Consider the following 11,964-nt stretch of genomic DNA (forward strand, 5'->3'; position numbering starts at 1 on the left):
ATATTGATGGATAGATTTTAACGCATTTTTAATACAAATTTAATTTAAATTTAATGTTTAAATGCCATAATCAATATAGTGATTGTGAGGGTCTTTTTGATGGATAAAATAAAGATTTTAATACTTTATGAAGATATAGGAACTGGACATAAAAGAACGGCGATGGCTTTAAAAAAAGCCTTCGAAAAAAGAGATGGCGTTGAAGCCTTCGTGGAAAATCCACTTGGGGAGAAGTTTCCCAGCCTGTCTTACTTGACAACGAGAATTTACTTAAAGACGCTAAAATTGACACCTGAATTATGGGGGTATCTTTATGAGATGGAAAGGGACAAGATAGAAAGGCGTATAAATAAGCTGGTAGGCATGTCTGTTTATACATTTATAAAAGATTACGTGTTAAATTTAAAGCCTAACGCAGTAATATGCACCCATCCGTTTTCTTGCTCTATTCTGTCACATATAAAAAGAGATCTCAACATTCCGATATTTGCCATATTGACTGATTACGATGTCCATGCCTATTGGATACATCACCAGATAGATGGGTATTTTGTTGGATCTCGAGAGATGAAAAGTCAGATGAATTTGATGGGTGTTTCCGATGACAAAATAAATGTGACTGGCATACCTATTGATGAAGAATTTTACGTCAAAAAAGATAAAAATGAGATGAGAGAAAAATTGGGTTTTCAATTAGATAGACCATTGGTGATGGTGATGGGCGGTGGACTTGGACTGGGAAACATAAAAAAAGCCGTCAATGTTATACAGAGGCATAAAGATTTGCAGATTGCTGTAATATGTGGATTAAATAAGAATTTAAAGGCTAAAATAGAGGAGATATCGGATGATAATGTATTTGTGTATGGTCATGTAGACAACGTGCATGAATTTATGGAGGCTGCTGATGTCTTAGTAACTAAAAGTGGTGGTCTTACTGTCACCGAAGCCATAATTAAGAAATTGCCTATGATAATTTTTGATCCTATACCTGGACAAGAAGAGAGAAATCTCGAATTTTTGCTTAAAAAGAGGATTGCCTTAAGAATTAAAGATATAGAAAAGTTAGACAAAAAGATATTAGATCTCTTATCTGACAAGAAAAAGATAGATGAAATGAAGGAGCGCATGGAGGAAATTGGCATATACAATTCAGCAGACAAGGTATGCAGCGTAGTTATAAATAATATAAAGAATGATGCTTTGAAGGTGTAAGGAGGTTTCATTTGTGTCGGGAGTGAAGAAATTGATTATTGCGGAGGACAGGAATGTATTTTTCCTTTTAAATGAAAGGATAAAGTGCAAAACTCTTGATAAGATTATGCCTAAAATAACCCATATAGGAGGACCGTATTTTACGATTTTATCTTGTTTGCTGCTGATTTTGTTTGGAAAAAGCAGCGTTAAGCTTTCTGCCATTCAAGCCCTTACTACTTTGACAAGTAGCCACTTAGTTGTGCAAATTTTAAAGAGAATATGCACGAGGCCAAGGCCTTACATGGTTTTGCCTGAAGCCAATACATTCAAATATTTGTTGAGAGATTATTCTTTCCCGTCAGGTCACGCTACAGCTATATTTTCTTTGGCGGTTTCTTTTTCATTTTTCTTTCCTGATTTGACGATTATTTTAGTCAGTCTGGCTATTTTAGTGAGTCTTTCGAGGATTTACATGGGATTGCACTATCCTTCAGATGTCATAATAGGCTCTACGGTTGGTATCCTATTTTCATATATAACACATATGTATGGCTTGATGCTGCCTATTCTTTAAACAAGTATTTATATTGAGCAGTTATAGCTAACAATGTGAAGATGTACGTTATGACTGAAAAGAAATAATTCCATCTGTTGTAAATAAGAAGCCCGTTTATGTGAAATACTGCTTCAACGGCAGTCAGAAACAATATCCATGCAGCCGTGTATATGATGTAGCGTATTTTTCCTTTTGGTATGTATTGTATAAAAATCATGCCATAAGGTGGTCCTATAAATGTTTCCATCAGGAATGATAGAACACCGTTTGGAATAGGTGTATCAATGTAATAATAGTATTTCAAAGTAAAGTCAAATATTACATCCAAAGAAAAGCCTATCACAGATGAAAGCAGATACGCAGGTATTAGCACTTTTAACTTTTTTCTGTCTATTAAAAAAAGCGATATAATTACCGTAAAAATTGAAAAAATTATGTACCACATAACATCACCTTGAATTATTTTGGCTTTTACAAAAATAAATTATTAAAGTTTTTAAAAGCCAATTGACTAGAAAATTTTGTAATGATAAAATGATTAGTAGAAGATAATAATTTTCGGGAGGTGTTGTTATGTTAAACAATATTGAGAAAAAATATTTGACCGATTTAGAAGTTGCAAGGCTTGCTATAGATATAGAAGAAAGAGGATACGAATTTTATACAAAAGCTTCAGAGAAATTTTCTAACGACGAGAAAATGAGAAAGTTTTTTGATGACATGGCGAAAGAGGAGCTTATACATAAATCCAGATTTGAAGAGCTTTATAATAAGCTTTTAGACGAAAAGAAAGGCGACGATAGCTTGTACTTTGACATAGAGGCATCTATTTATTTAACATTGCTTTACAATACATCTGTTTTTCCATCGAAAGATGCTGTTGACGAGGTATTAGAGAAAATAAATAAATTTGAAGATGCTGTAGAATTGGCAATAAGAGCGGAAAAAGATTCCATAATATTTTACGATGAGATAGTCAAAGATGCTAAATTTGACTCTACGAAAAAAGTTGCAATAACATTATTGAATGAGGAGATAAAGCACTTCATAGATCTAAGCAATATGATAAAAGCGATATAGAGATTTTTATTGGCGTATGAAGAGTTATGTTCTTTATATGCTTTTTTTCTTATATTTGATATAATTATTAATAACAAAAGTCATATTGATTGGGATGATAGTTATGGTTAAGTTAACTGATGCGGAGATTAAGAGCAGATGCGAAAATGATAGTGTCTATAGAAAAGGTCTTGAATATTATCTGTCAGGTAAGATACACAATTTTACTTACAACAAAACTGGCACTGTATTTCAAGCTTTTGTAATGGGTACATCTTTGTACAGAGTAATGATACAAAAGTATAATGGTGAATTGTACACAAGTTGTACATGCCCTGCAAAGGCAAGATATGGTGGTGATTGCAAACATATTGCGGCAGTTTTAATGTATATAAAAAATAATCAAGCTGAGATAGAGGACAATCTAAAAAATAAGGCTGCGTATGATTTGTTTGAAGAATTTGAAAAAAGAGAATACATACCTGATGAATTGAAACAGCCTATTAACATAGAGATTACATTAGAATCTTATCAAATGAATACATCTTTATGCCTTAGAATGGGTATTGACAAATTGTACGTAGTTAAAAGCATAAAGAAGTTTTTTGACGATATTGATGAAGGAATGATCGTTGAATTTGGCAAAGGATTTTCATTTGATCCAAGCGTAAATACTTTTAAAGAAGAAGATATGAAGCTTATAAAGTTTTTAAGAGAGATATACGAGATTGACAAAATCAATACTGAAAATTCATATTACAGAGTTGACTCGGTTATTTCCGGAAAGTATGTAAGGCTTACGCCATCAAATTTGGAAAAATTTATTGAAGTGATGAAGGACAGTCATTTTAATTTGGTTTTGGATGGAAAAACTTATTATGATGTAGATGTGGTTTTTGATGATCTTCCTATTAGTTTTAAACTTGAGAAAGGGAATAACGACAAAAATATTAGACTTACCGTTGAGGGAATTGAAAAAGTAAAGGCGTTAGACAGCAGAGGTAATTTTTTTGTGTATGATGGGAAAATATACAAGGTTTCTGATAAGCAGCGTTTTGCTTTAGCGCCATTTTACAATGTGTACATCACTAATTATACAAATAGCGTTGTATTTACTGAGAAGGATAAGCAGAAGTTTGCAGAAGTAATATTTCCGAATATAGATAAAGCGGGAAGCGTCGTCATCGATGATGATGTGAAATCGGAATTTTACAGTGAACCACTTGTGGCGAAAATTTACCTTGATAAAGAAGGAGAAAGAATAACCGCTGATATAAATTTTACTTACGGCCAGTATAACGTAAATCTATACGATGATACAAAGACGAAGATAAAGCATGACTGTATTTTAGTTAGGGACGAGGCTGCAGAAAAACGCATACTAGATATCTTTGAAAAGTGCGAATTTAAGGTAAAAGATAAATTGGTTTACTTAGATGATGAAGACTCCATATTTGACTTTGTATCAAATTATTTACCTGTGCTTCAAAAATACGCTGATGTGTATTATTCTGAATCATTTAAAAGGATGAAATTCTACAAAAGATCCTATAGCAGCAGCATTAGAATTCAGGACGATGATTTGTTGGGATTTAGCTTTTCTATTGATGATGTAGATAGAGATCTCATTCCAAAGATATTTGATTCGATAAAAATGAAGAAGAAATTTTTCAAGTTGCCTGATGGATCTTTTTTGCCTATTGATGATGAATTGGTGAAAATTGCAAATTTCATTGATTCGTTGGATTTAAGCAGCAAAGATTTAAAGAAAGAAATTGTAAAAATTCCAAAATACAAAGCCCTTTATATTGACGAAAAACTTGAAAGTGATAGATTAAAGATTGATAAGGATGAAAAATTAAATAGTTTAGTCAAAGCCATAAAAAATCCAATGGATACTGAATTTGAAGTGCCTAAGAAGTTAAATGGTGTCCTGAGAAAATATCAGGAAGTAGGGTTTAAATGGCTTAAAACATTGTCATCGTATGGTTTTGGCGGAATACTGGCAGATGACATGGGATTAGGAAAGACGATACAGACTATAGCTTTTTTGCTGGATGAAAAAGAAAAGCATAAAGAACCTGCAATAGTCATCTGTCCGACAACTCTTATCTACAATTGGGAAAGTGAGATACAAAAATTTGCGCCTTCTCTAAAGACTTTAGTGGTATCTGGCAGTAAAAGCGAAAGAGGAAGTCTTATTAAAAGCATAGAGGAATCTGACGTCGTCATAACTTCATATCCATTGATTAGGAGGGACATAGAAAGTTATGAAAATATTGAATTTAGCTATTGCATTTTGGATGAAGCGCAGCATATAAAAAATCCAAAGTCTCAGAATGCAGAATCTGTCAAAAGGATAAAAGCCAAAGGATATTTTGCGCTTACTGGTACGCCCATAGAAAATTCTTTGACTGAATTGTGGTCTATATTTGATTTCTTAATGCCTGGATACCTTTTGTCACACAGAAAATTTGTTGAGAAGTATGAGAAGCCAATTGTAAGATACAAAAATGAAGAGGCGCTTAATGACTTAAGCAAACATATAAGGCCATTTATATTGCGAAGGCTAAAAAAAGACGTTTTAAAGGAGTTACCAACTAAGATAGAAACCACATCATTTGCTGAACTTACGAAAGAGCAAAAGGAGTTGTACATGGCGTATCTGGAGAATGCAAAGACTGAAATAGAGGAAGAGATACGAAATAAAGGCTTTGAAAGAAGCCAGATAAAGATAATAACGGCTTTAACGAGGTTAAGGCAGATATGCTGCCATCCATCAATGTTTGTAGAAAATTACAAAGGTACCAGTGGCAAGATGGAGCTTTTGATGGAACTGATTCAAGAATTGAAAGAAAGCGGACACAGGGCTCTGATTTTTTCCCAATTTACGACAGCGCTTAAGCTTATAGAAGACAACTTAAAGAAAGAAAAAATTTCATACTTGTATTTAGACGGAGATACAAAAACGAAAGAGAGAGGGGAATTAGTCAAAGCCTTCAACAAAGGTGACTCGGATGTCTTTTTGATTTCATTGAAAGCAGGTGGAACTGGACTAAATTTGATAGGTGCAGATACTGTAATACACTTTGACCCGTGGTGGAATCCAGCCATAGAAGATCAGGCGACAGATAGAGCCCACAGGATTGGGCAGGTGAATACAGTACAAGTCATAAAGCTTATAACGCAAGGTACAATTGAAGAAAAAATTGTAAAACTGCAAGAGAAGAAAAAAGAAATGATAAATTCTGTCATAAACCCAGGTGAGACCTTTATAACTAAGTTGAGTGAAGAAGAAGTAAAAGAGCTTTTTGCAATGTGATTAGATGATTTGCAATTGTCGATTAAGGCAGTTGCTTTTTTTTTGCGAAAAAATTTTTCTACTGATTATGTTACAAGTTTGTAATAGAAAATTAAGGAATAATTAATAAAATTTATAATTTTAAATTTTATAATAGAGGTGAGGTATGGGAGGTTAAATGTATGGGAGAGAGAGATGTAGAATTTGCATTCATTAAGTTTATTGAAAAATCTATTAATTATGAAACAGTAAAAGCAATAAAAAAATACAATGACATTAAAAAGAAAGAGCTTTTGACATTAGACTTAGCAGATTGCAATGGCAATATCGAAAATGATGGGGAAATTATTGACAGTACGATATACGATAATGTGTTAATTGAAGATGAAATAATAGATAGATTAATGATTTCAAAATTTAAGGAACTGCTGGAAGCGGAAGAATTTAATGTTGTAATGCTAAATATAATGCAAGATATACCACAAAAAGAGATAGCTAAAATGTTAAATAAATCACAATCATCTATAAGCAAGATTAAGAAAAAAGCCCTTAAGAAAATAAAAAAGTTTATGGAGGGTTCTTGAAAGTATGAGCAAAGATAAAAGCCTTTTTGAAATTATTTTAAAGGCTAAAGAAGGGGATAAAGATGCTATGCAAGAAATAATATTGCGATTTCAGCCTCTTATAAAGAAAAACATGAGAAATATTGATATGGACATAAAAGATGATATAAGTCAGGATATTGTTGAGGTAATAATAAAGGCGATCAAGAAATTTGATATAAAATGAAGCATAATATGCAAAGATGATAAAAATAATTTTTATGATGTGGAATATTTTAAGAAAAATTTAGCTTTTATATATGTAGAAGGAGAAATACAGAAAATGGAGATGAGGAAAAATGAAGCATAGAAAGATAGAAAATAGAGCCCTTATTTTAGGATTTTTATTGATAAGTTTTGTGCTAGTTTTTCAGATTAATAATGCTTTTGCTGCTAGATCTGTATTATCTGTGCCTCAATATTCTCAACAGCCTTATGACAATCTTTGTTGGGCTACTAGTGCTTCTATGATAATTTCATATTTTAAAGGTGACACAACAGATCGTACAGTTGAAATTGCAAAAGATAAGTATGGTACGAACTTTAATCAACCAGGATATACAACTGATGCAGAATACTACGTAAAGAAATATACCAGTAAAGCAGGTTCTATACAATATAATTCATTGTCGTATACAGCGGTGCAATATCAAATAAATCATGGAGGACCTATTTATACGAGAATACAATGGACTTCCGGAGGAGGACACGCTATGGTTATTAAAGGTTATGATACCAGCACAAACTATGTTATTTATAACGATCCCTGGGATGGATACGGACATGGCGCAACTTATTCATATTATGTAAGTAACAGTAGCTGGTATTGGACAGATTCTTTGTTTTGGGAATAATATGAATGAGGAGGAGGTGAATTATTTTGAAAAAGGTCCTTACTTTTGTTGTGATTACTATATTGATATTAATATCAACTTTTCCAGTTTTTGCAGCTACTCCAATAAATACTCTGGTGCAACAACAAACATTAGATCTGGCAAAAGAAAAAGATCAGGTAGAGCGTGCAATTAGTGATAGCCAGTCAAATACTAAAAAATTTTTAGTCGATAACAAAGATGAGCTGGGACGCAAAGAGTTAATGGATGTAAGTAATCCTGATGAATTGATATACGGGAAAGCATATAAAGTGTTTATTGCTAATAAAGAGGTTGTCCAAAACTTAATTGAGAGGAAAAATATTTCTAATGCTCTGTTAAATGCACCTTATGAGTGGGAAGTGCCTATAAAATTTAACGGCAAGGATGTAGCGTCAATTACCGTATCTTTTTTGGATAATAGATGGGATGTTGGAGAAATCGGCGGCTATCTTTCGCCTGATTCTATTGATTTTGTCAGTAACACTGATGGTATAACTTCGTATCTTGATAACAATAATTTAAAAGAGGCAAAAACATTTATCCATTTCAGAATATCTTCGTTGCATTCCGATTTTCTTTATATTGAAGCAAATAGTGGAGAATATTTTGTTCCCATTATTCACGGCGAAGGTAAAAGCGAGCTTTATGGTCTTAAAGACAAAAAGATATATACAAAAGACGAGATAATTTCCGCTATTGGTCTTATTCTTAAAGCTGGTTTGAATGATACAGGAATGACAACAGGCCGCCCGTCGGTTAATGGGAAAGATCTTGGCAATCAAGTATACTATTTATTTGCGTTGACAATTTTTATTGCTTTTATAACAATTTTTTACTTTGTTAGATCAAAACGAAAATACAGTTATAAGTAAATAAGCGAATTAAGGGGAAATATTAAAATTCTATGTAAGACACCAATCAAAAATAGTTGGTGTCTTTTATTTTTTATTCTGCATTTTCAATCAGAATGTAGGTATTTATCTGGCAAGTTAGGGAAATCAGTAAAATTTTTGCGGAAAAATTTTACTGATTATGTTACAAGTTTGTAATAGAAAATTAAGGAATAATTAATAAAATTTATAATTTTTAATTTTATAATAGAGATGAAATATAGAAGGTTAAGAGCGTAATATGAAGCATAATATGCCAAAATGATAAAAATAATTTTATGATGCGGAATATTTTTAGAAGAATTTAGCTTTTATATATGTAGAAGGGGAAAAACAGGAAATGGAGGTGATTGGTAGTGATATTATTTAAAAAAATTGTTTTATGTTTTTTGATATTTTTTGCCTTGATTGTAGTCGGATGTTCAGTTCCAAATAACAACATTGCCATTAAAGAAAAGGGAAATAATTCAATAGCGCAAAAGTATTTCAATATGTTGACGAAGGAAGATAAAATTAAAATTTCAAAGGCGTCTCCGGAAGAAATAATAAACATCTATTATAATAGCATAAATGATAAGAATTATAATCTCGCTGTTGTTTGTGACTCCAATTTTTTAAATTATGTAGCAAATAAATCATCTGAGGATATTAATTATGTGTATAAGGAACATATAGAATATTTGAAAAATATAAAGAGAATTGACATTAAATCAATTGAAGTATATACAGATATGATAAAAAAGAATGACAGTGAAAATATAGAAAAACCTTCTAAGCTTTACTGTGTTTATTATATGCAAAAATCGAATGATATTAACAAATTTCCTGAAGAGGGGTACTTCACCAGATTTATTACAGTTTCTAAGTCGCCTTTATATGGTGGATGGTGTATAAGTTATATTGCTTCATCACCATAAATCTTTTTTTATTTTAAGAAAAGCTAATATAAGGTAGGTAGATAATGTGATTAAATTGTTTAGAACTTCATTAGCTATTATATTTTTGATACTTATGTGTGTTGTATTTTCTGGCTGTTCTGACACATTGAAAAATAATACTGAAGTGCCATTTGTTGTCTTAAATAATGATGATGGAAACTTTAAGGCGGATATATATTACTGGAATGTAATAAATAATAAAATAAAAGAAACAAATGAAAACTTATATAAAATTCCACAAAAGATAATAACAAATAAAGAATCATATGCGATATTCCCTATAGCTTGGGATGGACAGAAGCATGCGGTTTTGCCTTCTTATCTAGAAGCATCAGATAAATTCAAAAACATTGTTGAAAAAGCAGATTTTTATTTTGAACCAAAGACGATATGGGGGCAAGACGTAAAGTTGGTAAAAAGCGATGAAGAAAATAGATATAAGTTAACATTAATAGATGACGGCAAGACTGAGGAGAAAGAAATAACAATTCCTCTTCATACTTTTAAAGGAGAGGATGGCAAAGAGTATGAAGCAACAAAATGCGGAACAGTAACATCGGTAGTTAAGACAAGTTATGGTGCAGCAATGCTCTATCCTTGCTTCACATTAGGTGGCGGGAAATTATTTATTTTAAAGTATGATAAAACAACAGAAAGTATCAAATGGCAAGAAGTTGGTCCTATTAAAGGGAACGAGCTATCACCTAGCTTTCCGCCATTGGCTAATCACACAGCTACTATCGGAGATAATTTTATCATAAGAACGCAGACTAATCCTATAGAAGTGTATACCGAAAAAGTAGGTTATAAGATTATAGATAACATATCTGATCTTCAGAAGAAATATGCACATGAGACATTAAATGGCGAATTTCCCGAGTATATAGATATTTTAGGAAGCTATAATGATATTTTGCTTATAGGTATTCCAGTGCATAAGACTGAAGGGACAGAATTGTATATATTTGCTGTGAAGGATGATAAACTTATAGGGATTATGCGCAGAACGATAAATGATATTGAAATAATTGATACGGCAGGGAATGTTGTATCAAAATATGATGTACCAAAAGCGAAAACTTTAATTGGCGAAAATGATGTTTATTTTCCAAATGTGAATGGCATGGATTGATTACCTTGTCTAGGAGGCTATTATGAAAAAAGTAAAAATATGTTTATTAATTATCGTAATCTTAATGATTGGTGGCTGTAGTATTAAAAGTACAAAGACAGACTCAGATGATAAAAATGCAGTTATTGCTACAACAAATGTTAATATACTTAATGAGCTAGAGGCTAAAAAAGTCTCATCAATTGAAAATGCACATCCAATAGATGTGCTTGATGATGGCAGAAAAGTGTTTTTACAGGTCAATCCTGAAGTAGACAACAGCATTTTTGTCACTTCAAGTGATGGCTCAATAATGCTTAAAATTAATGCTGGAGTTTCTAAAAATATTTATGACGCAAAAGTCATGGGGAATTGGATCGTGTATGTTGAATCCAGCAACGATATGACAAAAAGCGATTGGGTTTTGTATGCACAGAATATAGATGATAATCGTCGCATAGAAATTGACAAAGGAAATGTTGCAAATGCAAAAGTAAAAACGCCTACTTTGTTAGGAGCGTTGATATCTGCATCTAACGGCAAAATTACATGGACAGCTTTTGAAAAAGATAAAGAATCTGTTAATGCAATTGTCAAATTATACGATATTGAAAACAATACTTATAAAATCATTGATAAATTAAATGTTGAAGACGGAGAATTTGGGCAGCCAGGGTTGGATGGGGATTGGCTTGTATATGATATTGGAAAAATTGATATGAAAGCACTGGCACGTAATGGAAAATTGATTCTTGTAAATCTTAAAAATAACGAGAAAAGAATATTGGATGATGGATTAAGAGTTAGCGGTGCATCAATTAAATATCCATATGTAGTATGGAATTCAGGCGATTCTATTCTGAAATTATACAATATAAAGACAAAAGAAGAAAAAACTATTGTAAATTGGGGAAGGACAGGCGTTTGGAATAGTTCACTTAATGATAAATTCATTTCATGGAATACAAACGGTGATGGTTTATACATTTACTCTATAGAAAAGGGAGAGACATTGAAGTTAAAAGATTCAGGTATTACAAGCGGTGGTAATATTTCAGGCAATATACTGTGGTGGTACGTCAAGGGAGAAAAGTGCAAATCAGAGTGGATTACTTTAGATTGAATGAAATAGAACATAATTGCAATATAATAAATGGTGGTTATAGAGGAGTTAGAGCTTTTATAACTGGCAATGTAGATAGACCAAGAATGAAGCGGAGTTTCGTCTGGTTGTTGTATTTGTCATGGCGTTTGCGTTTGCCATGACTTTTTATGTTACAAATTTGTAATAGAAAATTAAGGAATAATTAATAAAATTTATAATTTTTAATTTTATAATAGAGCATTCCTGTAATGAATAAAAAATAAGGAAGAATGAACTTTGAAAAAATAAGTACCTCCTGATAAAATACAGAGTGTAAGTTCTAGAACTTAC

The 11,964-nt window shown here is 32.0% G+C and carries 12 protein-coding genes; 11 read left to right on the plus strand and 1 reads right to left on the minus strand.

Annotated features, from left to right (window positions below):
- The first annotated feature begins 99 nt into the window (after positions 1-99).
- Complete coding sequence (locus tag HNR52_RS07540; protein ID WP_013787010.1) at positions 100-1,215, plus strand: MGDG synthase family glycosyltransferase; 1,116 nt, start codon at positions 100-102, stop codon at positions 1,213-1,215.
- 13 nt (positions 1,216-1,228) lie between these two features.
- On the plus strand, positions 1,229-1,771 hold the full coding sequence (locus tag HNR52_RS07545) for a phosphatase PAP2 family protein (protein WP_013787011.1): 543 nt from the start codon (positions 1,229-1,231) through the stop codon (positions 1,769-1,771).
- Here HNR52_RS07545 and HNR52_RS07550 read toward each other — a convergent pair.
- On the minus strand, positions 1,761-2,198 hold the full coding sequence (locus HNR52_RS07550) for a CBO0543 family protein (protein WP_435620177.1): 438 nt from the start codon (positions 2,196-2,198) through the stop codon (positions 1,761-1,763). The two genes, HNR52_RS07545 and HNR52_RS07550, sit on opposite strands and share 11 nt — an antisense overlap.
- Positions 2,199-2,326: 128 nt before the next feature.
- Here HNR52_RS07550 and HNR52_RS07555 point away from each other — a divergent pair, with 128 nt between their 5' ends.
- The 9 genes from HNR52_RS07555 to HNR52_RS07595 all read left to right on the plus strand — a co-directional run bounded on the left by HNR52_RS07555 (position 2,327) and on the right by HNR52_RS07595 (position 11,652).
- Complete coding sequence (locus HNR52_RS07555; protein WP_013787013.1) at positions 2,327-2,833, plus strand: ferritin-like domain-containing protein; 507 nt, start codon at positions 2,327-2,329, stop codon at positions 2,831-2,833.
- A 103-nt stretch (positions 2,834-2,936) separates the two neighbouring features.
- Positions 2,937-6,134 (plus strand): DEAD/DEAH box helicase, encoded by a 3,198-nt coding sequence (locus tag HNR52_RS07560; RefSeq protein WP_435620178.1) that lies wholly within the window; start codon positions 2,937-2,939, stop codon positions 6,132-6,134.
- A 161-nt stretch (positions 6,135-6,295) separates the two neighbouring features.
- Positions 6,296-6,697 carry a sigma factor-like helix-turn-helix DNA-binding protein gene (locus HNR52_RS07565; RefSeq protein WP_435620179.1) on the plus strand — a complete coding sequence of 134 codons (402 nt, stop codon included), beginning with the start codon at positions 6,296-6,298 and terminating at the stop codon, positions 6,695-6,697.
- A 4-nt stretch (positions 6,698-6,701) separates the two neighbouring features.
- A complete protein-coding gene (locus tag HNR52_RS07570) occupies positions 6,702-6,902 on the plus strand; it encodes a helix-turn-helix domain-containing protein (RefSeq protein ID WP_435620180.1) in 201 nt (66 codons plus the stop codon).
- A 172-nt stretch (positions 6,903-7,074) separates the two neighbouring features.
- Positions 7,075-7,569, plus strand: a complete 495-nt coding sequence (locus HNR52_RS07575; protein ID WP_435620181.1) for a C39 family peptidase — start codon at positions 7,075-7,077, stop codon at positions 7,567-7,569.
- Between the two features lie 26 nt (positions 7,570-7,595).
- Positions 7,596-8,462, plus strand: coding sequence for a hypothetical protein (locus tag HNR52_RS07580; RefSeq protein WP_435620182.1), 867 nt, complete (start codon positions 7,596-7,598; stop codon positions 8,460-8,462).
- A 374-nt stretch (positions 8,463-8,836) separates the two neighbouring features.
- Positions 8,837-9,397 carry a hypothetical protein gene (locus tag HNR52_RS07585; protein WP_435620183.1) on the plus strand — a complete coding sequence of 187 codons (561 nt, stop codon included), beginning with the start codon at positions 8,837-8,839 and terminating at the stop codon, positions 9,395-9,397.
- Between the two features lie 46 nt (positions 9,398-9,443).
- Positions 9,444-10,550, plus strand: coding sequence for a hypothetical protein (locus tag HNR52_RS07590; RefSeq protein WP_435620184.1), 1,107 nt, complete (start codon positions 9,444-9,446; stop codon positions 10,548-10,550).
- A 22-nt stretch (positions 10,551-10,572) separates the two neighbouring features.
- Positions 10,573-11,652, plus strand: coding sequence for a hypothetical protein (locus HNR52_RS07595; protein WP_435620185.1), 1,080 nt, complete (start codon positions 10,573-10,575; stop codon positions 11,650-11,652).
- Positions 11,653-11,964 lie beyond the last annotated feature (312 nt).

Origin of the sequence: Thermoanaerobacterium thermosulfurigenes (genome assembly GCF_051201035.1) — a bacterium.
Lineage (GTDB): Bacteria > Bacillota > Thermoanaerobacteria > Thermoanaerobacterales > Thermoanaerobacteraceae > Thermoanaerobacterium > Thermoanaerobacterium thermosulfurigenes.